Origin of the sequence: Marinicauda salina, from assembly GCF_003122085.1 — a bacterium.
GTDB lineage: Bacteria > Pseudomonadota > Alphaproteobacteria > Caulobacterales > Maricaulaceae > Maricicauda_A > Maricicauda_A salina.
The window spans coordinates 123,991-145,804 of record NZ_QEXV01000007.1 but is presented as its reverse complement, the minus strand read 5'-3'; the positions used below and the strand labels follow the sequence as shown (position 1 = coordinate 145,804).

Genomic DNA, 21,814 nt, shown 5'->3' with positions numbered 1-21,814 from the left:
CCGGATAAACCTTTCGGCGAATGCTAGTTTCATTCGCCCGCGGCGTCATCCGGGTTCGCCGCCGCCTCGACCGCGCGCATGACGCGCAGCACGTTGCCGCCCCAGATCTTCGCGATGTCCTCCTCGGAATACCCGCGGCGGACGAGTTCGACCGTGACGGCCAGCGTCTCGGAAGCGTCGTCCCAGCCGAGCACGCCGCCGCCGCCGTCGAAGTCCGAGGCGATGCCGACATGGTCGATCCCGGCGACCTCTACGGCGTGGTCGATATGGTCGACGAAGTCGGCGACGGTGACGTCGCCATGTTCTTCCCGGAGCGCTTCAAGGCGGGCGTCATAGCGCGTCCAGGTGGCGTCGCTCGCCGCCTCCCGGCCCTCCTTGGTGTCGAGGCCCATCTCGGCGATCAGCGCCTCCTGCGCCTCGCGCAGTTCCGGCGCGACCTCGCCGACATAGCCACGGAAGGCGACCATCTGGGCCACGCCGCCGTTGTCGCGGATGAGGCGCAGCTGCTCGTCGTCGAGATTGCGCGGATGATCGCGCAACACCCGGGCGCCGGAATGGCTCGCGATCACCGGGGCGCGCGAGAGTTCGATCGCCTCGCGCATGGTCGTCGGGCCGACATGGGAGATGTCGACCATGATCCCGTTGTCGTTGAGCGCGGCGACGAGGTCGCGGCCGAGATCGGAAAGCCCCGGGTCGATCGGCGAATCGCCCCGCGTCAGGTCCGGATTGGAGCTGCCGCCGAACTGGTTGTTGCCGAAATGGGTGATCGACATGTAGCGCACGCCGCGCTCGGCCCACATGGGAACGTCCTCGACGGAGGGCCCCAGCGGCCAGGCGTTCTCCATGCCGATGAGCGCGACGCGCCGGCCCGAGGCGGCGATCGCCTCGACCTCGTCGGCGGTCGTGGCCAGCCCGATCTCGCCCGGATAGGCGCGGATCATGCGCGTGATCGCGGCGTACTTCTCGTCCGCCGTCGCGCGCGCCTCGGCGTAGGCCTCCTCGGTGAGTTCGCCCTGGCCGACATAGACGATGAAGAAGGCGGCATCGAGCCCGCCGGCGCGCATCTTGGGCAGATCGACCTGGGCGCGGGTGAAGCCGCCGGGATCGAGGCGCCACGTCGCGTAACCCGCATCGATGTCGACATGGGTGTCGAGCGCGATCACCCGGTCGTGGATGGCGCGGGCGCGGGATTCCAGCTCCGCCTCGGTCTCGCCGGCGAAGGCGGACGAAACGGCGAAAAGAGCCGCCGCCGAGGCGGCGAGCGTGCGAACGATCATGACGGACCCCCGAAACGAATTGGCCGCCGCGGAGCTTAACGGTGCGCCGCGGCGGCGCAAATCGGGGACGGCGCCTAGTCGCGGCGACGGTAGACCGCGCCGTCCCAGTCGAGGGCGACGGGCCGGCCCGCGTCGTCGTATTCGACGCCCCAAGCCATAAGGTAGGTGCGATAGCCCGGCCCGGCGTCGCCGAGGATCCGATCGGCGTCCGCCGTGGGATGGAAGGTCAGGCGGATCTCGCCGATCCGGCCGACCAGCCCGCCCTCGCCGGCCGCGACCACCAGCTCGCCGCCCTCGGGGGCGAAATAGGCTCCCGTGAACGCGGCGAGGTCCTCGGCCTCGAAATCGCCGGCGATCAGGGCGCGCTGTTCGGCGATGTACTCACGCTCGGATTCCCAACCCCGCTCGAGGAAGCCCTCGAGCTGGGCCAGGCGCTCGTCGAGACGTTCGCTCGCGCCCTCGACGCCGCGCAGCGCGTCATAGATCTGCAGATACATCAGCACGGCGAACATGTTGCCGCCCGATCCGACGTTCGTCAGGACGCCAACGCCAAGATCCTCCTCGGGCATGAAGGTCGCCCAGGCGCGCGCGCCCGGAAACCCGCCGCCGTGCTCGAAGAGCGTTTCGCCGTCATACTCGCCGACATTCCAGCCCCAGGCGTAGCTATGGCGGGAGAGCGGCCCCAGCCGCCGGCTCTGCGCGACGATCGCGGTCTGCGAGGTCTCGATCGCCGAGGCCGGAATGCGCTGTTCGCCGCCGATGCGGCCTTCATTCAGCTGCGCCTCCAGCCAGGTCGCCATGTCATTGGCCGACAGGAACATGCCGCCGGCAGCGTGCATGATCGGATCGGTCTTCGGCGCGACGGTGTTCCAGCCCTCGAGCCCGATCTCGTGGCCGATCGCAAGGTCCGCGGCGGGGATCTCCGAACTGCGCAGATACGTCTCGCCCATGCCCAGCGGGTCGAGCACCTCGGACTGGACGATGTCGCGGAAATCCACGCCCAGCGCGCGCTGCAGCGCCGCGTCGTAGATCACGTATCCGGTGTTCTGGTAGCGGAACTCGGCCTCGTCATACGTCGCGAAGGCGTCGACCAGCTGGAACACCTCGTTGGCGCTCGGACGCCGGATGAAGGCGGAGTAGGTGGTCACCGGTTCGGCGCTGATGTGATGACTGTGGCCGAGCAGGCTTCGGACGGTCACCGCCGCCGGGTCGATCGGCTCGGGCAGCGCGACCTCCGGGGCGAAGTTGGCGAAGCTCCGCGAGAGATCGAACCGGCCCTGCTCGTGGAGCCGGATCGCGGCGAGCGCGGTGAAGGCCTTGGTCGTCGAGGCGTTGTAGAAGGCGGTGCGCGCATCCACCGGCGCGCCGGTCCGCACGTCCTTCACCCCGTATCCGCGCACGAGCAGGGGCCCGTCCGCGTCGACGACCGCGACCGAGAAGCCCGGCGGGGCGTAGTCCGAGGCGGCGAACCGCTCGACGACGGCTTCGACGCGTTCCACCGCGGCGGCGCGCTCGGGATCGAGCGACGCCGCGGGCGCCGACTGGCCGGCCTGGGCGCAGGCCGAAGCCGACAATGCAGCCGCGGCGATGAAAGACGACAGGATCCTCATGATCACTCCCTCACAATGAGACAACCTGACCGCATTGTGGGGAGGCGCGCGGCCGCGGGCTTGAACAAGGGTAACCCCGGCGCCGGCTAATGCAGAAGCGTGCGCAGCGCGCGCGGGCCGACGCCGAGTTCCGACTTCATGGTCCGGCTGAAATGCGCCTCGTCGGCGAAGCCCGCCTCGGCGGCGGCGGCGGCGTGGCGCGGCGCGCCGTCGAGCAGGCTGCGAAGCGCCCGCCCGGCCATGATCCGCCTGCGGAACACGCTGGGCGCGACGCCGTAATGGTCCCGGAAGGACCGGGAGAGATGGACCCGGTGGACTCCGTGGGCGCGCGCCAGTCGCGCGATCGACCAGCCCTCGGGATCATCCTCCAGCGCCTCGCGGCATCGTTCGACCCAGGCCGGCGGGGTCGCGCGACGTCGATCGCGCGGCGCGTGAAGGCTCGCGACGAGATCGCCGGCGACCTCGTCGCGTTCGCCATCGCCGGCGGTCAGGAGGCGCCGCGCGAGCGCGAGCGAGTCCGGGGCCGCCGGCCCCCAGCTCCAGTCGAAATCCGGGGCCGCGGCCGCATCAAGATTGAGCGACAGGATCAGCGCGCCAGCGGGCCCGTACGCGTTGGCGTGGGCCTGGCCGGCGGGCTTGAAGCCCGCCATCGGCCGACGCGAGATATACTCGCGCGAGCCGTGATGCTCGCTGAGTCCGCCCATCAGCAGCCAGGAGGCCTGCGCGACCTCGTGGGCGTGGGCTTCCATGCGCAGGCCCGGCGGATACCAGGCCAGGCGCACGATCGCGCCCGGACCCTCGCTCAGGGTGGAGATTCGGGATTGGTCCGCCGTCACGCGCCTCGGCCTCGATCGCTGCTCGCGCGAACATGATGCGCCGGGCCGCTCCATCGGATGCGACCCCGGCGCAGATGTCCGGCGAGGAACGGGTCACACCGCATGCGTTCATACCGCGCGCCGCAGCATGAGCACGCCGACGAGCGCGGTGAAGGCGGCGTGGGCGGCGTAGATCGCGAGCGCGCCGTGGATGTCCAGCGCCAGCGCGCCGGTCGCCAGGGCCGCGGCCGGGATCACGCCGAGCGCCAGGCCGGCCAGCCCGGCGAGACGCGCCGCATGTCCGTTGCGGCTCACCAGATCGGCGCCCCATATGACCAGCGCGACCGAGGTGGCGTAGACGCCCATCGCCGCCAGGACCTGGTTGCCCGCGCGCAGCAGCAGGAAGACGTCCTGCGAGGCGCCGCCGTCGCTCGCCGCGGCCAGCGCGCCGACCAGGAAACCGCTGATCGTTCCCGCGCCGATATTGGCGCCGAGCGCGATGCCGTGCGCGGTCAGGCCGGCGAGCACAAGCGCCCCGCCGCGCAGGATCGAGAACACGCTCATTCCGAAGAACACCGTCGCCATCAGCGTGATCATGCCGGTATGGACGATCACGGCGTCCATTCCGTGGCCCGTCGGATGGTGCGCCATGACGAAGATCGAAAGCGCCGAGGCGGCGGCTGTGATCGCGCCGACCGCCGGAGCGGCCGCTTCGATCCGGAGGGGCTGGCGGGTTTCGGGCGCGTCGTTCATTACGGGGCTCCTCCCTCAAGTTGCGCAATTCGGCGCGGACGGTAATGCTCGGCTTGGGCCGTCCCGAACGGAAAGCCGGCCGAAAGAGTCCGTTATCGGACGGGAGGGCGCGAATGTCCGGAAACCGCTTGGTCCATCGCGACGCGACCGACCGCCGGGCGCGGCGCACCCGGCGCGCGCTGCTCCAGGCGTTCAACCGGCTGGCGCTGTCGCGGCGTTACGAGGACATCCGCGTCGCCGACATCGTCAGAGAGGCGGATGTCGGCCGGTCGACCTTTTACGACCACTATCCCGGCCGCGACGCCATCCATCTCGACGCGCTCAGGCGTCCGCTCGATCTGCTAGCGGCGGCGGTGACCGGCGACGCCGAGGCGGACGCGCTGATCAGGCTGGCCGAACATTTCTGGGAGAACCGCGCGCTCGCCCGGGCGACCTTCGCCGGTCCTCAGCGACCGCAGATCGCCCGCCTGCTGGCCGACCTCATCGCCGGACGGCTCGACGCCGATGCGCCCGACGCCCGGCTCCGCGCCGTCCAGCTCGCGGAGGGGCAGCTCGGTCTTCTGCGCGCCTGGACGGCCGGCGAGGTGACGGCGAGCCCCGAGACGCTGGCCGGGGCGATCCTGGAGGCGTCGCAGGTCTCGACGAACACCGTCGGCGACTAGCACGGCGGCGTTGGCGTGCGCCGAGCGGCCGGTTGATCCGCGTTCAGCCGATATGTCACGGCTGACATTCGGCAATCGCTGGAGGGGGCCGTGTCAAAGTTCATCGCGTCATTGCTGCTCGGGATGCTCGCGCTCGGCGGAACGGCGTTCATCGCCCCTTCCGCCGCCGCGGCGCCGAACCCGTGCGAACCGATCCTCGCCGAGCCGGAGAACAACGCCGCGGTCACGCCGCGCTTCGACATCCGCATATTCGTCGACGGCTCGATCGAGGGCTGCGACGTCGACGGAATCAATCTGCGGGTTTTCGAGGCGGAGTCGGGCCGGCAGGTCTACGCCGACACGAGCGATTGCTGCCAGTCCTATTCGACCGAGACCCCGATCGTCGACATGACGATGCCCGAGGGCTCGACCCGGCCGGACACGCGCTACAACATCCACGTCGCGCTGCGCGACGACGCGCGCGGCCTGAGCTTCGGAACGGACTCGTTCAGCGATCAGCTCAGCGCGCCGGCGGTCGTCACGGTGACCACGTCGGAGTCGCTGTACCGCACGGCACGCCAGCCGCAGCAGGGTCTCGACGCGATGGTCTTCGCCGTCGACCGGCGGGGCCGGTACGGCCATGCGAAAGCGCCCGATCCCGAGGCGGCCCGCCGCTCGGCGCTGGAATTCTGCGGAAACTCGGACTGCGAGGTCATCGACGAACCGGTGCGCGCGCGCTGCCACGCGCTCGCCCAGCGCACTGAGGGCGGCTACTGGTGGGGCGTCGGGACCGGCTCGAGCGAGACCGACGCGACCGCCAACGCCCGCCGCTTCTGCGAGCGCGCCGCGCCGGGCGGCTGCGAGATCGACTACAGCTACTGCCAGTAGGCGCGCGGCGTCGACGCTAACCCCGAAACGGGTCGTGCATCAGGATGACGTCCTCGCGCTCCGGCGAGGTCGACAGAAGCGCGACGGGCGCCTCGATCAGCTCCTCGATGCGGCGGACATACTTCACCGCCTGGGCGGGCAGGTCGGCCCAGGACCGCGCGCCGCGCGTCGAGGCGTTCCAGCCCTCCATCGTCTCGTAGATCGGCTCGACCCGGGCCTGGTCGGCGGCCGAGGCCGGCAGGCGCTTCAGCCGCTGGCCGTCGAGCTTGTAGCCGATGCAGACCTTGAGCTCGGGGAAGCCGTCGAGCACGTCGAGCTTGGTCAGCGCCACGCCGTCGAGCCCGTTGAGGCGCACCGACTGGCGCACCAGCACGGCGTCGAACCAGCCGCAGCGGCGCTGCCGGCTGGTCACCGTGCCGAACTCGTGTCCGCGCTCGCCGAGCTTGCGCCCGGTCGCGTCGGTAAGCTCGGTCGGGAACGGCCCCTCGCCCACGCGCGTGGTGTAGGCCTTCACGATGCCCAGGGCGTAGCCGACCTTGCCCGGCCCGACGCCGGTTCCCGCCGCGGCCTGCCCGGCCACGGTGTTCGACGAAGTGACGTAGGGATAGGTGCCGTGATCGACGTCGAGCATGGCGCCCTGCGCGCCCTCGAACAGCACCTTGTTGCCGGCCTTCATCGCGCGGTCGAGCGTGCGCCAGACCGGGTCGGCGAAGGGCAGGATCTTCGGCGCGACCTCCTTGAGCGACGCCAGCAGCTCGTCGGCGTCGTACTCGGGCTGGCCGTAGCCGCGCCTCAGCGCGTTGTGATGGTGCAGCAGGTCGGCGATGCGCGCCTTCAGCGCGTCCTCGTCGGCGAGATCGATGACGCGGATGGCGCGCCGGCCGACCTTGTCCTCGTAGGCCGGCCCGATGCCGCGCCGCGTGGTGCCGATCTTCATGCCGTCGTCGCGCGTCTCGCGCATGGCGTCGAGCTCGCGGTGGACCGGGAGGATGAGCGCGGCGGTCTCGGCGACCTTCACGAGATCCGGCGTGACGTCGACGCCCTGGCCGCGCACGCGCTCGACCTCCTCGGCGAAAGCCCAGGGATCGACGACGACGCCGTTGCCCAGAAGCGAGAGCTTGCCGCGCACGACGCCCGACGGCATCAGCGAGAGCTTGTAGGTCACCCCGCCCACGACGAGCGTGTGGCCGGCGTTGTGGCCGCCCTGGAAGCGCGCGACGACGTCGGCGCGATGGGACAGCCAGTCCACGATCTTGCCCTTGCCCTCGTCGCCCCACTGGGCGCCGACGACCACGACATTGGCCATGAGGGGTTGCTCCGTAAGAGGCTGAAAGCCGCAAGCGGCTTAATGCCTGGCGCTCCGGCGCGCAAGATCGCGGCCGCGCGAAGCTGCTGGCCCGCGCCGCCAATTCGCGCGATGCTGCTCGACGGGGCCGCTATGGGAGGACGTCGTCATGATCATCCGCACTGTCGCCGCCGCCGTCGCGCTGTCGGCCTGCGCCGCGCCGGCCGGGCTCGCCCAGCAGCAGCCCGAGGGCTGCGCCGACTACGAAACCCACGGCCAGTTCGATTTCTGGGTCGGCGAGTGGAACGTCTATGCGCGCAACGGAGACTTCGCCGGCCGGAACACGATCTCGAAGCGTTCGGGCGGCTGCCTGCTGCTCGAGGAATGGCGCTCGGCCGGAGGCGGCGACGGGACGAGCATGAACTATGTCGACCCGGCGACCGGCGACTGGCGCCAGGTCTGGATGGGCGTGAACAATTACATCGATTACTCGGGCGGTCTGACCGAGGCCGGCCAGATGATGCTCGTGGGCGAGATCACATACTTCAGCGACGAGAGTTCGCGCACCGCGGATTTCCGCGGCGTCTGGACGCCGCTGGAGAACGGCCACGTCATCCAGCACTTCCAGCAATACGACGCCGAGGAAGAGGTCTGGAACGACTGGTTCGTCGGCCGCTACGTGCCCGCCGACGAAGACCCTAACGGCGAGAACCCGGATAACGACGCGACGGCCGCGCCGATCGAGACCCCGCCGGAGTTCCGAGGCTAGCCGCCGAACCGGTATGAAAGGCGGACGCCCGCCTCGTCGAGGCCCTGGTTGCGGCCGCTGGCCAGGATCTGGCCGTGCGAATAGTGCTCGTAGAACACCCCGATCGCCCAGCGCTCGGCGACGGCGTAATCGGCGCCGATCTGGCTGCGGAACAGCCAGCGCGAGCCCAGCAGGACCCGGCTGTCCTTCAGCCGCAGCGCGTTTTCGCGATCGCGCCGGACATCGACATCGATGACGCCGTCATGCCAGGCGAGCCCGAAGCCGGCCTCGAGGCGCAGGCGCGGCGCGGGCTCGATATCCCAGATGAGCGAGGCCGCGCCGAGATTGGTCCCGCCCCGCGTGTTGACCGAGGCGAGCAGGCTCGGGCGGGGCGCGCCGATCGCCGCCAGCAGGTCCGGGCTGTCGAACAGGACCTCGCCGACGAGCTGGGGACCGTCCTCGCGGTTCTCGATCCAGTCGTGGGCGGCGATTCCCGCGCGCACCTCGTCGAGCTGGGCGTGCGCCTCGCCCGCGTACAGCGCCGCCAGCGCGGCGGCGATCAATCTGGTCATCCGGCCCCCCCGGGCAACTGAAATCAGGCAAGATTCGCGACAGGTTACGCTCCCGCCCCCGAACCGGAAAGCGTCCTCACGCCTCCTTGATCGCCTCGGCGTAGGCCCAGTCGAGCCACGGCCCCAGCGCGGCGACGTCGTCGGCGTCGACCGTCGGCCCGCACCAGACCCTCAGCCCGGCCGGCGCCTTGGGATGCGGCTTGACGTCGAACGCGGCTTCTTCGCGCTCGAGCAGGACCGCCATGCGCAGCGACACCGCCCAGCGTTCCTCCTCGGACTTGTCGGCCAGCTCTTCGCCGGCGAATTTGAGCGTGATCGAGGTCTGCGAGCGGATCGCGGGATCGGCGGCGAGGAAGTCGATCCAGTCGGTCTTCTCCACCCACCGGGCCAGCACGTCGTGATTGGCCTGCGTGCGCGAGAGCAGCGCCTTCAGCCCGCCCTCCTTCGCCGCCCATTTCAGCGCGTCGAGATAGTCCTCCACGCACAGCAGCGAGGGCGTGTTGATGGTCGAACCCTCGTAGAACTTCGAGTCGTCCTTGCCCGCATCGAACAGCTGCAGCAGGCGCGGAACCGGCCAGGCCGGACGATGCTCGCGCAGCCGGGCGCGCGCCCGCGGGCTGAGGATCGCCATGCCGTGCTGGGCCTCGCCGCCCATGCATTTCTGCCAGGAGAAGGTCGTCACATCGAGCTTGTCCCAGGGCAGGTCCATGGCGAAAGCCGCCGAGGTGGCGTCGCAGAAGGTCAGCCCCTCGCGATCGGCGGGGATCCAGTCGCCGTCGGGAATACGCACGCCCGACGCCGTGGCGTTCCAGGTGAAGATCACGTCCTTGGAGAAGTCCGCCTTCGCATAGTCCGGCGCGGTCCCGTATCCGGCCTCGTAGACGGACAGGTCGTCGGGCTTGAGCTCGTCGCGCGCGTCGGTGAGCCAGCGCCGGCCGAACTCGTCGCAGGCGAAGACGTCGACGCCGCGCGCGCCCAGCATCGACCACATCGCGGCCTCCAGCGCGCCGGTGTCCGAACCGGGCGTGATGACGACCTTGTAGTCGTCGGGAATCTCGAGGATCGCCGCCGTGCGCTCCAGCGCCTCGGCCAGCCGCGCCTTGGGGACGCCGCCGCGATGGGTGCGCCCCAGCGGCGCGTCCGCGAGGCAGGCGGGCTCCCAGCCGGGGCGCTTCTTCGTCGGGCCCGACGAGAAGCGCGGATCGGACGGACGGGCGGCGGGCTTGGTCGGGGCCATGCGGACTTCCTCGGACTCGGTCTGCGGCGGGAGGCCTAGCGCTAGGCGCTTCGGCGCGCGGGGTCAAACCGGGGCCGCGCGCTTGACCGGGGCGGGCCGCGGGCCTAACCGCTCGGATCATGGACATCGCCGACGCCCGCGCCTGTTTCGACCTGCCTCGCGAGACCGCCTGGCTGAACGCCGCCTATATGGGCCCGCTGCCGCGCGCCGCCGTCGAGGCGGGCCGACGGGCCTATGAACGCAAGGCCGCGCCGTGGGGGCTGTCGATCCCCGACGACTTCTTCGGCGTGCCGGAGGCCTTGCGCGGAGAAGCCGCGAAGCTCTTCGCCTCCGACGCCGACTCGGTCGCGCTCGTCCCCTCGGCCTCCTACGGGCTGGCTGCGGCGGCGGCGAATATCCGCCTCGAGGCGGGCAGCGAGATCCTCCTGCTCGACGGCCAGTTCCCGTCCAACGTCTATGTCTGGCGCACGCTGGCCGAGCGCGACGGGGCGATCGTGAAGACGGTCGCGCGCAGCGGGAACGAGACCTGGACCGAGGCGCTCGCCGCAGCGATCGGCGACCGCACGGGGCTCGTCGCCTGCCCGGCCGTGCACTGGATCGACGGGGGAAACATCGATCTCGCCGCCCTGCGCCCGGCCTTGCGTGAAGCCGGCGCCGCGCTCGTGCTCGACCTCACCCAGTCGCTCGGCGCTCAGCCCTTCGACGTCGGCGCGGTCGATCCCGACTTCGCCGTGGCGGCGGCCTACAAGTGGCTGTGCGGGCCCTATAACAGCGCCTTCCTCTACGTCGCCGAGCGCCATCACGACGGGACGCCGCTGGAGGAGAACTGGATCGCGCGCGAGGGCTCGTCGGACTTCGCCCGGCTGATCGACTACCGCGACGCCTACGAGGCCGGCGCGCGGCGCTTCGACATGGGCGAGCGCTCGGCCTTCCAGATCGCGCCGGCGACGCTGGAATCGCTCAGGCTCGTCAACGCGATCGGCCCGGCCGCCATCGCGGCGCGCTGCGCGGAGCTGACCGCCGCCATCGAGGCCGCCGCCGCCCCGCTCGGCCTTGCCGCCGACACGCCCGACCGGGCCGCGCACTATCTCGCGCTCGCCCTGCCCGAGGGCGCGCCGTCCGACCTGCTCGAGCGGCTCAAGGCCGAAGGCGTCCATCTCTCCCAGCGCGGCCCGCGGCTCAGGATCGCCCCGCATTTCTACAACGACGAGGCCGACATCGCGCGCTTCGCCGCCGCGCTCGGACGGGCGTTGGCATGAGCGCGCCGCAGGCGGGCGCTCGCGGCTGGCTGGGGCTCGCCGCGCTGGCGGTAATGTGGGGCTCGGCCTTCGCGGTGACCAAATCCGCCGTCGAGACCGTCCCGCCCGGCGGCGTCGCCTTCGGCCGGCTCGTTCTGGGCGCGCTCATCCTTGCCGTCTACGCGCTCGCGCGCGGCCGGCGCTTTCCCCCGCTTGCGGACCCGCGCTGGCGCTGGTTCGCCGCGCTCGGCCTGTTCGGCAATGCGCTGCCCTTCTACCTGATCGCGGCGGGCCAGCAGCACGTCGCCTCCGCGGTGGCGGGCATCCTGCTCGGCGCCATGCCGCTGGCGACGATCGCGATGGCGCACTTCGTCATCCCCGGCGACCGGCTGACGTTCGGAAAGTCGCTGGGCTTCCTCACCGGCTTCGCCGGCGTGGTGATCCTGATGGGCCCGGCCGCGCTGGCCGGGCTGGGCGCCGACCTCGTCGCCCAGCTCATGATCCTCGGCGGCGGGGTCAGCTACGCGATCAACGCCATCCTCGCCCAGCGCGCGCCGACAATGCCGCCGAGCCTGTCGGCGGCGGGCATGCTGGTCGGCGCGGCCGTGCTCGCCGCGCCGATGGGAATCTGGGAGCTCTCCCGCATCGAGGCCGCCCCCGACGCCCGGGCGCTCGCCGCGGTGGCGTGGCTGGGGATCGTGCCGACCGCGATCGCCGCCATCATCTACATGGAGGTCGCCCGCTCGATCGGGGCGAGCTTCATCGCGCAGGTCAACTACCTGGTCCCGCTCGTGGCCGCCTTCGTCGGCGTCGTCCTCGGCGAGGCGCTGACGCTGACGACCTTCCTCGCGCTGGCGGTCATCCTTCTCGGACTGGCGATCGCGCGAAGGGGCTCCCGGCCTCGGCCAGCGGCCAGACGTGATTGATCGGGCCCGCGCCCTCGCCGAAGCCGGGCGCGCGCCGGATCGCCTCGTGGACATAGTCGCCGGCCTGCTCGACGGCGCGGTCGAGGCTGAGCCCCTGGGCCAGCAGCGCGGCGATCGCCGAAGCCGTCGTGCAGCCCGTGCCGTGGGTGTGCTTCGTCTTGATGCGCGGGCGCGAGAACAGGCGCACGCCGTTGCGCGTGGCGAGCACGTCGACGACCTCGCTCCCCTCGAGATGGCCGCCCTTGATGAGCGCCGCGCCGGCGCCGGCCTCCATGAGCTTCTCCGCCGCCGCGCGCTGGCCGTCCAAGTCCTCGACCTCGACGCCCGTCAGGCGCGCGGCTTCGGGCGCGTTGGGCGTGACCAGGAAGGCCGCCGGGACGAGCCGGTCGCGCACCGCCTCCATGCCGCCTTCGTCGACCAGCACCGCGCCGGAGGAGGCGACCATCACCGGATCGACCACGAGCGGGATGCCGGGGCCGTGTTCGTCGAGCGCGGCGAGCGTCGCCTCGATGGTCGCCGGGTTCGCGATCATGCCGGTCTTGACGATGTCGGCGCCGATATCGTCGAGCACGGCGGCGATCTGGCCCGACACGATGTCGTCGGGCACGGCGTGGACGGCGGAGACGCCGGTCGTGTTCTGCACCGTGATCGCCGTGATCGCGGTGGCCGCATAGCCGCCCATCGCGGCGACCGCCTTGATGTCGGCCTGCACCCCGGCGCCGCCGGAAGAGTCCGAGCCCGCCACGATCAGCACGCGGCCCTGCGGCTCGGGGGGAATGTCGTCGCTGGCGTCGTTCATGGGATCGGGCTCCTTCGTGCGGCGGGTCGGGCGTCGTCTCCTGATAGACCGGCCGAGGCCCCGGCGTCACCGGGGGAACGACCGTGCGCAGGATACGTTTCGGCGTCGCCTGACGGACACGCCCGTGACCCCTGCGCCACACCGGGCATGAAACATGCGCATCAGGGGCGTCCGGCGCTGGCCTTTCGCGCCGCGCCGGCATAGACACCCGTCCCCCGCGCGGATCGGCCGTGCGCGACAGGAGCGATGTCCGGACCCATGGAACCCCGAGTCTGAGGAAACGGCGCCGACCGCGCGAGCGCCGGAACACCTGTCGGTCCGCCTGAGATCAGGCCGGCCGCGCCCGTTCGAAATCTCGCCGGACCGCCAGACCCGTTCTTCAGATGATGGCGCGCCTTGTGATTCGCGCGCCGGGACGCCCCGGACATGACCTCGCAATCCGAAACGAACGACCGCGCCGACGACCGTCCGCGCGCGCTCTCCACCCTCCAGGTGCTCGGCTTCCTGGTGAAGCAGTGGCGCCGCCGGCCCTGGCTGTTCGCCGCGCTGGTCGGCTTCACGCTCGTCGCCACCGTCACCGACATCTTCGTGCCCGTCGCCGCGGGCCGGCTGATCGACGCGCTCACCGGCGCGACCGGCGGCCACTGGGCGGCGTTCGGCCTGTTCATCGGGCTGGCCGCGGGCGTGAACGTCGCCCGCCAGATCGCGGTGCGCTTCGAGGTGCGGTTTTCCAGCGCCAACATGGCCGACATGACCACCGGCGCCTTTTCGAAGGTGCTGCGCTTCGCGCTCGACTGGCACGCCGACACCTTCGCCGGCTCGGTCGTGAGGAAGATCACCCGCGGCATGTGGGCCTACGACACCATCACCGCGACGCTGTGGTTCGGGCTGATCCCCTCGGTCGCGGTGATGACGGGGCTGAGCGTCTACATGCTCTTCGCCTGGCCGTGGGTGGGCGTCTACGCGCTCTCCGTCACGGCGATCTTCATGGCCGTCTCGGTCGTGCTGTCGACGCAATACGTGCGGCCGCAGAACCTGCGCTCGAACGCGATCGATTCCGAACTCGGCGGCGCCGTCGCCGACGCGGTCTCCGGCGTGGCCACCGTCAAGAGCTTCGGCGCGGAGGCCCGCGAGGACCGGCGTTTCCATGATCTCGCCTGGCGCTGGCGGGCCGAGACCAAGAAGACCTGGCTGCGCTTCGTCAATATGTGGCTCGTCCAGATGGTCGCCGTGCTGGCGCTGCAGGCGGGGCTCACCGGGATGCTGGTGCGCCTGTGGGCGCGCGGCGAGGCCAGCCCCGGCGCCGTCGCCTTCGCCATCACCGCCTTCATGATGATGGCCGGATACATGCGCCGCTTCGGCGAGGAGGTGCAGAACGTCCAGCGCGGGCTCGACGAGATCCAGGACATCGCCGCCTATGACCGCATGGCCGAGCAGATCGCCGACGCGCCGGGCGCGCCGGACTTCAAGCCCGGCGCGGGCGAGATCGTGTTCGACGGCGTGGGCTTCACCTACGCCGGCCAGAGCGCGGCGCTCTACGAGAACTTCTCACTGCGGATCGCGCCGGGCGAGCGGGTGGCGCTGGTCGGGCCGACGGGCTCGGGCAAGTCGACCTTCGTCAAGCTGATCCAGCGGCTCTACGACGTCGACGCCGGCGCGGTCAGGATCGACGGCCAGGACGTGCGCGACGTCACGCAGGCGAGCCTCAGGCGCGCGATCGCGCTGGTGCCCCAGGACCCGGCGCTGTTCCACCGCACCATCGCGGAGAACATCGCCTACGCCCGGCCGGAGGCGACGTACGCCGAGATCGTCGCCGCGGCGAAGCGCGCCCGCGCCCACGAGTTCATCGTGAAGCTGCCGGCGGGCTACGACACGCTGGTCGGCGAGCGCGGGGTGAAGCTCTCGGGCGGCGAACGCCAGCGCGTGGCGATCGCGCGCGCCGTGCTCGCCGACGCGCCGATCCTGGTCTTCGACGAGGCCACCAGCTCGCTCGACAACGAGACCGAGCGGCTGGTCCAGGAGGCGATGGCCGACGTCACCGCGGGCAGGACCGCGATCGTCATCGCCCACCGGCTGTCGACCATCCGCGACGCCGACCGGATCCTGGTGTTCGAGAACGGCCGCATCGTCGAGCAGGGCCGGCATGACGAGCTGGCGGCCAACGGCGGGGTGTACGCCCGCCTCGCCGCGCTGGCGGAGGGGTGAGCGCGGCTGCGTCGGCGATGTCACCCTCCCTCCCCCTCCGTGGGGAGGGTGGCTGCGCCGAAGGCGCAGACGGGTGGGGGGCGAACGTAGAGCGCCCTTCGGCAGCACCCCACCCTGGCCGCTTCGCGGCCTTCCCTCCCCATCAAGGGGAGGGAGGGAGAGACGTTGATGGCCGCTCCCGCCTGTGACCGGCGACACAGCCGCGCCCGCGCGCGCCGCCTAGACAGGGCGAGAGAAAGGAGCCCGCCATGACACGCCTGATCTCCATCGCGCTCGCCGCCGCCGGCCTCGTCTGGACGGCCGCGCTCGTCCTGCAGCCCGCGCCGGCGGTGTTCCTGGCGTGAGCCGCCGCGCCGGGCCGCCTCCCGGCCGGCTTTCTTGCCCGCATGGCCATTATGGTTAATATTCCATTCAGGCTGTGTGTCCGCCGAACAGCGGCGGCGTCGCTGCGTTGATCCGCGACTCCGCACACGGCCCACATGAAAATCGGGAGGACGTCATGTCTGTTTTTGCAACGACCCTGGGCCTGGTCGCGATCGGCGCCGGTGCGTCGGGACTCGCCGCACAGGAGGAAGACGCCGACGCGAAGATCGCCAGCGCCATGAGCGCCGCGCCGGCGGTCATCAGCGCCGACGCCACGATCATGGACCATGACGGGACGGTGCTTCGCGAGGGCGACAACGGCTGGACCTGCTTTCCGGAGACTGCGGCCCTCGGCGCCATGTGCAACGAGGCCCACTGGAACGAGATGATCGGCGCGCTGATGGCCCAGGAGGACTTCACGGCCTCCGAATTCAGCGTGTCCTACATGCTCGCCGGCGACGGCGCGGCGCCGGGAGTGAGCAATATCGACCCGTATGCGACCGAGCCCACCGAGGACAATGACTGGGTCCGCGAAGGCCCGCACCTGATGATCATCGTCCCCGATCCCGCCATGCTCGAAGGCATGTCGACGGATCCGGCCGATCCCGTCTACGTGATGTGGAAGGACACCCCCTACGCCCACATCATGGTGCGCGTCGAAGCCTACGAATAAGGCGATCGCCGGCGCCAGGCGAACGCGGCGTCGCCTCGTAATTTCCCGGCGCCGCGCTGGAGCGTGACGCCGCCCCTGTGCGTTGCCCCGGAAAGCGGCAGTCCGGAGGCGACGATGGACCAGGCACAGAACGTCACCCTGCTCGACGGCGGCATGGGCCAGGAGCTGATGGCGCGATGGGACCGGCCGGCCACCCGATTGTGGGCGGTCGACGTGCTGGCCGAACGGCCGGACATCGTCGAGGCCGCCCATGTCGACTTCCTCCACGCCGGCGCGGAGGTGATCACGCTCGGCGCCTATCCCGCCACGCCGTCACGCCTGGCGCCGGCGGGCCGGGAGGCCGAATTCGAGACGCTTCAGGCCAACGCGTTGCGCGCCGCCGGCAGGGCGCGCGACCGCGCCGGGCCGAACGCGCGCATCGCGGGTTGCCTGCCGCCCCTGCCCGGCAGCTATCGGCCCGGCGAGCGATCGACCGCCGACGTCGCGCTTGAGGAGTACCGGCGCATCGTCGAGGCGCAGGCTGACGGCGCAGACCTGTTCATCTGCGAGACCCTGCCCTCGGTCGAGGAGGCGCGCCTCGCCACGAGGGCCGCGCGCGAGGCCGGCAAGCCGGTCTGGACCGCGCTCACCGTCGACGAGACGGACGGCCGGTTCCTGCGCTCGGGTTCGCCGGTCGAGGACGGCGCCGCCGCGGCGCGCGCGGAAGGCGCCGAAGTGGTGCTGATCAACTGCTCGCCGCCCGAGCCGGTCACGACCGCGCTCGACATCCTGCTCGAGTCCGGTGCGCCCGCCGGCGCCTACGCCAACGGCTTCGCCACGGTGGAGCCGCTGACCCGCGGAGAGACGGTGGACTCGCTCGAGACCCGGGAAGACCTCGGACCCGATGAGTACGCGGCGATCGCGATGGGCTGGATCGAGGCCGGCGCGCATGTCGTCGGCGGCTGCTGCGAGGTCGGGCCGGCGCATATCGCGGCGATCGCCTCACGGCTCGGCGAGCGGACGATGCGCGCCCGCGCGTGAGCCGCTAGGCCGGCGCCGGCTCGCATCGCGAACGCACGATCCTGTTTGACCCTGCGCGGCGGGGCGCTAAGCCTGTCGTCTCAAGACCGTCAGCCGAGCCGCGCGGAGGACCTGCGACGATGGATCTGGATTTCACCCCGGAGGAGGAGGCGTTCCGCGAGGAGGTGCGCGCCTTCCTGAAGGACAAGCTCCCCGCCCGCCTGGCGAAGAAGGTCCGCGAAGGCCAGCACCTGACCAAGGCGGACATGGAGGAATGGCACGCCATCCTCAACGCGCAGGGCTGGCTGGCCACCCATTGGCCCGAGGAATGGGGCGGACCCGGCTGGAGCGTGATCCAGCGCTTCATCTTCGAGACCGAGACCGCGCTGGCCCACGCCCCGCGCATCGTGCCGTTCGGTCTGAACATGCTCGGTCCGGTCCTGATCAAGTTCGGAACCGAAGAGCAGAAGAAATACTGGCTGCCGCGCATCCTCGACGGGTCCGACTGGTGGTGCCAGGGCTATTCCGAGCCCGGCGCCGGGTCCGATCTCGCCAGCCTGAAGACGGCGGCCGTGCGCGACGGCGACCATTACGTCGTCAACGGCCAGAAGACATGGACCACGCTGGCCCAGCACGCGAACATGATGTTCTGCCTCGTGCGCACCAGCACCGAGGGCAAGAAGCAGGAGGGCATCTCCTTCCTGCTCGTCGACATGAATTCGACCGGCGTCGAGGTCCGCCCGATCCGGCTGATCGACGGCGGCCACGAGGTCAACGAGGTCTTCCTCACCGACGTGAAGGTTCCCGTCGAGAACCTGGTCGGCGAGGAGAACAAGGGCTGGACCTGCGCCAAGTATCTGCTGAGCTACGAACGCGCCAACATCGCCGGCGTCGGCGCGTCCATGGCCGCCTTCGAACGGCTCAAGGAGGTCGCCAGGACGAGCCGGCGCAACGGGAGGCCGCTCGCCGAGGACCCGCTCTTCGCCGCGCGCATGGCCCGGCTGGAGATCGATCTGGAGAACATGCGCACGACCAATCTGCGCGTGCTTGAGGCCGCCGGCCGGGGCGCGACGCCGATGGCGGAATCCTCCATGCTGAAGATCCGCGGCACGGAGATCCGCCAGGAGATCACCAGCCTCATGCGCCGCGCCGCCGGGCGCTACGCCCAGCCCTTCATCGCTGAAGCCATGGAGGAGGGCTTCAACGGCGAGCCGGTGGGACCGGCCTGGGCGGCGCCGGTCTCGGCCCAGTATTTCAACAACCGCAAGCTTTCGATCTTCGGCGGCTCCAACGAGGTGCAGCGCGAGATCATCAGCAAGTCGATCCTGGAGCTCTGACATGGATTTCTCGCTTGGCGACGACCGGCGGATGCTCGTCGACTCGCTGTCGCGCTACCTCGCCGACAAGTTCGACTTCGACGCGCGCATGGCCGCCATCGAGACCGAGGCCGGCTTCAGCCGCGAGGTCTGGACCGGGCTCGCCGAGCTGGGCGCGATCGGCGCGCTGTTCGGCGAGGATCTCGGCGGATACGGCGGGACCGCGTTCGATATCGGGGCGGTCTTCGGCGAACTCGGACGCGCGCTCGCGACCGGCCCGTTCCTCGGAACGCTCATGGCCGGCAAGGTGCTCGAGGCGGCCGGCGAGGCCGACGCGCTCGCCGACATCATCGCCGGCGAGACGCTGATCACCTTCGCCCACGACCCCGCCGTCGGGGGTGACGGAGCGCCGGCGCCGGCCGCTGCTGCGAAGAAGCGCGACGGCGAGGCCTGGGCGCTCACGGGCGCCAAGGGCGTCGTCGACTACGCCGCCGCGGTCGACCGGATCCTGGTGACCGCCGAGACCGACGAGGGGCTGTCGACCTTCCTCCTCGACCGGACCGCGGACGGCGTCGAGATACGCGACTATCCGCTGATCGACGGCGGGTCGGCCGGCGAGCTCGTCCTGACCGATGCGCCCGCGCAGCTGATCGGCGAAGCCGGCGCGGCGGGGCCGGTCATCGACGCCGCCCTGGCAGCCGGCCTGGTCGCGACGGCCTGGGAGGCCGTCGCGGTGATGGAGGTCGTCCGCGACGCCACGCTTGAATATCTGGGAACCCGCAAGCAGTTCGGCATGCCGATCGGTAACTTCCAGGCGCTGCGCCACCGCATGACGACGGTCGCCCTCGAGATCGAGCAGGCGCGCTCGGCGGCGATCAACGCCGCGGCCAATCTCGACCGGGACGCGGCCGCGCGCGACCGCTACGCCTCGGCGGCCAAGCACACGATCGGCGTCGCGGGCGCGCTCACCGCCGAGGAGGCGATCCAGATGCATGGCGGGATCGGCATGACGTGGGAGCTGCCGCTGTCGCACTACGCCAAGCGGCTGACCATGCTCGACCACGTCCTCGGCGACGCCGACGAACACCTGTCGCGCTACATGGCGCTTCGCGCGGCCTAGCTCGCGAACCGGCGCCGGCCGGCGGTGAGGATGTCGGCGGCCGTGAGCCCGAACGACCGGCGCGGATTGTCGTAGTCGCCGATCAAGAGCTCGTAGTGGAGATGGACCGCGCCGCCCCGGCGCCCCGTGCTCCCCATCAGGCCCAGCGGCTGGCCCATGGCGACGCGCGCGCCCTCGCGCACGCCGGCGCGGAAGCCCTGCAGGTGGGCGTAGCGGGTGTGCACGCCCGCGCCGTGGTCGATCAGGACGTAGTTGCCGAAATCGTCGCGATAGCCCGCTTCCAGGATCGTCCCGTCGCCGCCGGCGTGGACCATGCCCGCCGGCCGGACCTGCAGGTCGAGCCCGCGATGGGGCCGCCCGTCGCGCAGCCCGAAGCCCGATGTCAGGCACGCCCCGCGGACCGGGTTGGCGAGCAGCCAGACGCCCTCGACGCGGACGAGAGGCTGATAGTCGCGGATGCGGCCCCGGCCGTCCGTCGGCGGCGCGTTGCTCACCCGCATCCCGCGGCAGACGACCATCTGCGAGTCGGGCTGGAAGGTCGCCGTGATCGCCGGACCCGCCGCGCCGGGCGAGGACGGGCGCACGGGCGCGGGTCCGCTCGCGGCGCACGCCGAGAGCGCCAGCGCGCACAGCGCGGCGAGCGGCGCGAGGAAAGCCCTTGGAGACCTCGGTCCCGTCATGATGCGGCCCGGCGTGCGTTGTCGAAAACGCGATCCTGCGCCGGGCGGCGAAAATATTTCGTGAAACGCGGGCGGGACGGTGCGGCGCACCGGCCCTGTTTCGCACCTACGCCGCCCCGATCGCGGCCTGGACTTTCAGCGCCTGGACGGTCTCGCGCACGTCGTGGACGCGAATGATCGAAGCGCCGGCGCGGGCGGCCCACAGCGCGGCGGCGAGCGAGCCGCCCAGCCGGTCGTCGGCCGATGTCGCGGTCTCGTCGATCGCGGCGATGAAGCGCTTGCGCGAGGCGCCCACCAGCAGCGGATAGTCGTGGGCGGCGAGCCGGTCCGTCGCGGCGAGCAGGGCGAGATTGTGGGCGAGCGTCTTGCCGAAGCCGATGCCCGGATCGAGCGCGATCTTGTCGCGCGCGATTCCGGCGGTCTCGGCGGCGGCGGCGCGTTCCATGAGGAAGGCCTCGACCTCGGCGACGACGTCGTCATAGCGGGGGTCGGCCTGCATGGTCCGGGGTTCGCCCTGCATGTGCATCAGGCAGACGGCGCAACCCAGATCGGCCGCGCAGTCGAGCGCGCCCTCGCCGCGAAGCGCGTCGACGGCGTTCCAGATCGCCGCGCCCGCGCCAACGGCCGCCCCGGCGACGTCCGGCTTCATCGTGTCGATGGAGATCACCGCGTCGCGCCGGGCGGCGCGCACGGCCTCGATCACCGGCATGACGCGATCGAGCTCGTCGATCTCGCCCACCGGCTCGGCGCCGGGCCGGGTGCTCTCGCCGCCGATGTCGAGCATGTCGGCGCCGGCGTCGAGCAGGGCGAGCGCGTGATCGTGCGCCGCGCCGGCGTCGTGAAAGCGCCCGCCGTCGGAGAACGAATCCGGCGTGACGTTGACCACGCCCATGACGGCGGGCCGTCCGGCGGGCAGGAGATCGGTCCAGGCGGTCATGACGCCGCCATGCCCGATCGCGGGCGCGGGCTCAAGCGAAACCGCGCGATTTGACATAATGGTACATTGGTAACATCATGCGCGCATGAAACGGATCGAACGCGTCCAGACCGGCGTGCGCCTGGAGAAGCGCTTGCTGAAGGTGCTCAAGGCGCTCGCCGAGGAGAAGGACATGAGCCTCGGCGACCTGATCGAGGGCGTGATGCTGCACGCCTTCGAGGGCCGCGCGCCCTTCGGCGAGGCGACGCTGGCCAAGATCGCCCAGCTCAAGGCCGTCTACGAGCTCGACCTGACGGCGGCCGACAGCCATCTGATGACGGAGACCGGCGATGACGGGTGAGGCGCCCGACGACGGCGCCGCCCTGCTCGCGGCGTTCGAGGAAGGAAGGCTCGATCCGGCCGGCTTCAGCCACGCCGATCATGTCCGCGTCGCCTTCGAACTGCTCAAGCAGGAAAGCTTCCTCGGCGCGGCGAGACGCTACGAGGCTGGCCTGCGCGCGCTCACGGTCCGCGCCGGCGTCCCGGAGAAGTTCAACCTCACCATCACGCTCGCCTTCTTGGCGCTGATCGCCGAGCACCTGGCGGAGGATCCCGGCATCGACTGGGCGACGTTCGTCGCCGCCCATCCCGCCCTGTTCGACCGCGCGCTGCTCAAGCGCTGGTACGCGTCCGAGCGGCTGGGCGACCCGCGAGCGCGCGATCACCTGCTGATGCCGCATCCGGCGATCTGAA

The 21,814-nt window shown here is 71.1% G+C and carries 22 protein-coding genes; 12 read left to right on the top strand and 10 right to left on the bottom strand.

Annotated features, from left to right (window positions below; genetic code table 11):
• Window positions 1-29: 29 nt before the first annotated feature.
• From DDZ18_RS13590 to DDZ18_RS13575, 4 genes are all read right to left on the bottom strand, one after another.
• Window positions 30-1,277 carry a dipeptidase gene (locus DDZ18_RS13590; protein ID WP_109253947.1) on the bottom strand — a complete coding sequence of 416 codons (1,248 nt, stop codon included), beginning with the start codon at window positions 1,275-1,277 and terminating at the stop codon, window positions 30-32.
• Window positions 1,278-1,351: 74 nt separating this feature from the next.
• A complete protein-coding gene (locus DDZ18_RS13585; protein ID WP_109253946.1) occupies window positions 1,352-2,887 on the bottom strand; it encodes a serine hydrolase domain-containing protein in 1,536 nt (511 codons plus the stop codon).
• An 86-nt stretch (window positions 2,888-2,973) separates the two neighbouring features.
• Window positions 2,974-3,723 (bottom strand): helix-turn-helix domain-containing protein, encoded by a 750-nt coding sequence (locus DDZ18_RS13580; RefSeq protein ID WP_158272167.1) that lies wholly within the window; start codon window positions 3,721-3,723, stop codon window positions 2,974-2,976.
• A 108-nt stretch (window positions 3,724-3,831) separates the two neighbouring features.
• On the bottom strand, window positions 3,832-4,455 hold the full coding sequence (locus DDZ18_RS13575; RefSeq protein WP_109253944.1) for a hypothetical protein: 624 nt from the start codon (window positions 4,453-4,455) through the stop codon (window positions 3,832-3,834).
• Window positions 4,456-4,568: 113 nt separating this feature from the next.
• Between DDZ18_RS13575 and DDZ18_RS13570 the strand changes: the two genes are divergently transcribed.
• Together DDZ18_RS13570 and DDZ18_RS13565 are read left to right on the top strand one after the other, a co-directional pair.
• On the top strand, window positions 4,569-5,117 hold the full coding sequence (locus tag DDZ18_RS13570) for a TetR/AcrR family transcriptional regulator (protein WP_158272166.1): 549 nt from the start codon (window positions 4,569-4,571) through the stop codon (window positions 5,115-5,117).
• A 90-nt stretch (window positions 5,118-5,207) separates the two neighbouring features.
• Window positions 5,208-5,984 (top strand): DUF4189 domain-containing protein, encoded by a 777-nt coding sequence (locus DDZ18_RS13565; protein WP_146190685.1) that lies wholly within the window; start codon window positions 5,208-5,210, stop codon window positions 5,982-5,984.
• 16 nt (window positions 5,985-6,000) lie between these two features.
• Here the strand turns inward: DDZ18_RS13565 and DDZ18_RS13560 are convergent, their stop codons facing one another.
• A complete protein-coding gene (locus DDZ18_RS13560) occupies window positions 6,001-7,290 on the bottom strand; it encodes an adenylosuccinate synthase (RefSeq protein ID WP_109253941.1) in 1,290 nt (429 codons plus the stop codon).
• A gap of 148 nt (window positions 7,291-7,438) precedes the next feature.
• Between DDZ18_RS13560 and DDZ18_RS13555 the strand changes: the two genes are divergently transcribed.
• Window positions 7,439-8,038 carry a hypothetical protein gene (locus tag DDZ18_RS13555; RefSeq protein WP_109253940.1) on the top strand — a complete coding sequence of 200 codons (600 nt, stop codon included), beginning with the start codon at window positions 7,439-7,441 and terminating at the stop codon, window positions 8,036-8,038.
• On the opposite strand, the gene DDZ18_RS13550 is transcribed toward DDZ18_RS13555, so the two are convergent.
• Window positions 8,035-8,589 (bottom strand): acyloxyacyl hydrolase, encoded by a 555-nt coding sequence (locus DDZ18_RS13550; RefSeq protein WP_109253939.1) that lies wholly within the window; start codon window positions 8,587-8,589, stop codon window positions 8,035-8,037. The genes DDZ18_RS13555 and DDZ18_RS13550 overlap by 4 nt on opposite strands.
• A gap of 76 nt (window positions 8,590-8,665) precedes the next feature.
• A complete protein-coding gene (locus tag DDZ18_RS13545) occupies window positions 8,666-9,826 on the bottom strand; it encodes a phosphoserine transaminase (RefSeq protein WP_109253938.1) in 1,161 nt (386 codons plus the stop codon).
• 119 nt (window positions 9,827-9,945) lie between these two features.
• On the opposite strand from DDZ18_RS13545, the gene DDZ18_RS13540 reads away from it, so the two are divergent.
• A complete protein-coding gene (locus DDZ18_RS13540; protein ID WP_233245851.1) occupies window positions 9,946-11,085 on the top strand; it encodes an aminotransferase class V-fold PLP-dependent enzyme in 1,140 nt (379 codons plus the stop codon).
• Complete coding sequence (locus tag DDZ18_RS13535) at window positions 11,082-11,990, top strand: DMT family transporter (protein ID WP_109253937.1); 909 nt, start codon at window positions 11,082-11,084, stop codon at window positions 11,988-11,990. The genes DDZ18_RS13540 and DDZ18_RS13535 overlap by 4 nt, the downstream gene beginning before the upstream one ends.
• On the opposite strand, the gene thiD is transcribed toward DDZ18_RS13535, so the two are convergent.
• Window positions 11,923-12,789: a bifunctional hydroxymethylpyrimidine kinase/phosphomethylpyrimidine kinase gene (gene thiD / locus DDZ18_RS13530; RefSeq protein WP_109253936.1), complete on the bottom strand. Its 867-nt coding sequence runs from the start codon at window positions 12,787-12,789 to the stop codon at window positions 11,923-11,925. The two genes, DDZ18_RS13535 and thiD, sit on opposite strands and share 68 nt — an antisense overlap.
• A gap of 426 nt (window positions 12,790-13,215) precedes the next feature.
• Between thiD and DDZ18_RS13525 the strand changes: the two genes are divergently transcribed.
• From DDZ18_RS13525 to DDZ18_RS13505, 5 genes are all read left to right on the top strand, one after another.
• Window positions 13,216-14,994: an ABC transporter ATP-binding protein gene (locus tag DDZ18_RS13525; protein ID WP_109253935.1), complete on the top strand. Its 1,779-nt coding sequence runs from the start codon at window positions 13,216-13,218 to the stop codon at window positions 14,992-14,994.
• A gap of 499 nt (window positions 14,995-15,493) precedes the next feature.
• On the top strand, window positions 15,494-16,030 hold the full coding sequence (locus tag DDZ18_RS13520) for a hypothetical protein (RefSeq protein ID WP_109253934.1): 537 nt from the start codon (window positions 15,494-15,496) through the stop codon (window positions 16,028-16,030).
• A 114-nt stretch (window positions 16,031-16,144) separates the two neighbouring features.
• Window positions 16,145-17,050 carry a homocysteine S-methyltransferase family protein gene (locus DDZ18_RS13515; RefSeq protein ID WP_109253933.1) on the top strand — a complete coding sequence of 302 codons (906 nt, stop codon included), beginning with the start codon at window positions 16,145-16,147 and terminating at the stop codon, window positions 17,048-17,050.
• A 119-nt stretch (window positions 17,051-17,169) separates the two neighbouring features.
• Window positions 17,170-18,366 carry an acyl-CoA dehydrogenase family protein gene (locus DDZ18_RS13510; protein ID WP_109253932.1) on the top strand — a complete coding sequence of 399 codons (1,197 nt, stop codon included), beginning with the start codon at window positions 17,170-17,172 and terminating at the stop codon, window positions 18,364-18,366.
• 1 nt (window position 18,367) lies between these two features.
• On the top strand, window positions 18,368-19,465 hold the full coding sequence (locus DDZ18_RS13505) for an acyl-CoA dehydrogenase family protein (RefSeq protein WP_109253931.1): 1,098 nt from the start codon (window positions 18,368-18,370) through the stop codon (window positions 19,463-19,465).
• On the opposite strand, the gene DDZ18_RS13500 is transcribed toward DDZ18_RS13505, so the two are convergent.
• Together DDZ18_RS13500 and folP are read right to left on the bottom strand one after the other, a co-directional pair.
• Window positions 19,462-20,145, bottom strand: a complete 684-nt coding sequence (locus tag DDZ18_RS13500; protein WP_146190684.1) for a M23 family metallopeptidase — start codon at window positions 20,143-20,145, stop codon at window positions 19,462-19,464. The two genes, DDZ18_RS13505 and DDZ18_RS13500, sit on opposite strands and share 4 nt — an antisense overlap.
• Before the next feature lie 106 nt (window positions 20,146-20,251).
• Window positions 20,252-21,082: a dihydropteroate synthase gene (gene folP, locus DDZ18_RS13495; RefSeq protein WP_109253960.1), complete on the bottom strand. Its 831-nt coding sequence runs from the start codon at window positions 21,080-21,082 to the stop codon at window positions 20,252-20,254.
• Window positions 21,083-21,167: 85 nt separating this feature from the next.
• On the opposite strand from folP, the gene DDZ18_RS13490 reads away from it, so the two are divergent.
• Window positions 21,168-21,422 carry a hypothetical protein gene (locus tag DDZ18_RS13490; protein WP_109253929.1) on the top strand — a complete coding sequence of 85 codons (255 nt, stop codon included), beginning with the start codon at window positions 21,168-21,170 and terminating at the stop codon, window positions 21,420-21,422.
• Window positions 21,412-21,813 carry a hypothetical protein gene (locus tag DDZ18_RS13485; protein ID WP_109253928.1) on the top strand — a complete coding sequence of 134 codons (402 nt, stop codon included), beginning with the start codon at window positions 21,412-21,414 and terminating at the stop codon, window positions 21,811-21,813. Before DDZ18_RS13490 ends, DDZ18_RS13485 begins: the two co-directional genes overlap by 11 nt.
• Window position 21,814: the final 1 nt, after the last annotated feature.

What these genes read in the sequence shown, in the direction of transcription:
- DDZ18_RS13590 (WP_109253947.1), bottom strand. Translation starts at nt 1,277, where the DNA reads ATGATCGTTCGCACGCTCGCCGCCTCGGCGGCGGCTCTTTTCGCCGTT.
- DDZ18_RS13585 (WP_109253946.1), bottom strand. Translation starts at nt 2,887, where the DNA reads ATGAGGATCCTGTCGTCTTTCATCGCCGCGGCTGCATTGTCGGCTTCG.
- DDZ18_RS13575 (WP_109253944.1), bottom strand. Translation starts at nt 4,455, where the DNA reads ATGAACGACGCGCCCGAAACCCGCCAGCCCCTCCGGATCGAAGCGGCC.
- DDZ18_RS13570 (WP_158272166.1), top strand. Translation starts at nt 4,569, where the DNA reads ATGTCCGGAAACCGCTTGGTCCATCGCGACGCGACCGACCGCCGGGCG.
- DDZ18_RS13560 (WP_109253941.1), bottom strand. Translation starts at nt 7,290, where the DNA reads ATGGCCAATGTCGTGGTCGTCGGCGCCCAGTGGGGCGACGAGGGCAAG.
- DDZ18_RS13555 (WP_109253940.1), top strand. Translation starts at nt 7,439, where the DNA reads ATGATCATCCGCACTGTCGCCGCCGCCGTCGCGCTGTCGGCCTGCGCC.
- DDZ18_RS13550 (WP_109253939.1), bottom strand. Translation starts at nt 8,589, where the DNA reads ATGACCAGATTGATCGCCGCCGCGCTGGCGGCGCTGTACGCGGGCGAG.
- DDZ18_RS13545 (WP_109253938.1), bottom strand. Translation starts at nt 9,826, where the DNA reads ATGGCCCCGACCAAGCCCGCCGCCCGTCCGTCCGATCCGCGCTTCTCG.
- DDZ18_RS13540 (WP_233245851.1), top strand. Translation starts at nt 9,946, where the DNA reads ATGGACATCGCCGACGCCCGCGCCTGTTTCGACCTGCCTCGCGAGACC.
- DDZ18_RS13535 (WP_109253937.1), top strand. Translation starts at nt 11,082, where the DNA reads ATGAGCGCGCCGCAGGCGGGCGCTCGCGGCTGGCTGGGGCTCGCCGCG.
- thiD (WP_109253936.1), bottom strand. Translation starts at nt 12,789, where the DNA reads ATGAACGACGCCAGCGACGACATTCCCCCCGAGCCGCAGGGCCGCGTG.
- DDZ18_RS13525 (WP_109253935.1), top strand. Translation starts at nt 13,216, where the DNA reads ATGACCTCGCAATCCGAAACGAACGACCGCGCCGACGACCGTCCGCGC.
- DDZ18_RS13520 (WP_109253934.1), top strand. Translation starts at nt 15,494, where the DNA reads ATGTCTGTTTTTGCAACGACCCTGGGCCTGGTCGCGATCGGCGCCGGT.
- DDZ18_RS13515 (WP_109253933.1), top strand. Translation starts at nt 16,145, where the DNA reads ATGGACCAGGCACAGAACGTCACCCTGCTCGACGGCGGCATGGGCCAG.
- DDZ18_RS13510 (WP_109253932.1), top strand. Translation starts at nt 17,170, where the DNA reads ATGGATCTGGATTTCACCCCGGAGGAGGAGGCGTTCCGCGAGGAGGTG.
- DDZ18_RS13505 (WP_109253931.1), top strand. Translation starts at nt 18,368, where the DNA reads ATGGATTTCTCGCTTGGCGACGACCGGCGGATGCTCGTCGACTCGCTG.
- DDZ18_RS13500 (WP_146190684.1), bottom strand. Translation starts at nt 20,145, where the DNA reads ATGACGGGACCGAGGTCTCCAAGGGCTTTCCTCGCGCCGCTCGCCGCG.
- folP (WP_109253960.1), bottom strand. Translation starts at nt 21,082, where the DNA reads ATGACCGCCTGGACCGATCTCCTGCCCGCCGGACGGCCCGCCGTCATG.
- DDZ18_RS13490 (WP_109253929.1), top strand. Translation starts at nt 21,168, where the DNA reads ATGAAACGGATCGAACGCGTCCAGACCGGCGTGCGCCTGGAGAAGCGC.
- DDZ18_RS13485 (WP_109253928.1), top strand. Translation starts at nt 21,412, where the DNA reads ATGACGGGTGAGGCGCCCGACGACGGCGCCGCCCTGCTCGCGGCGTTC.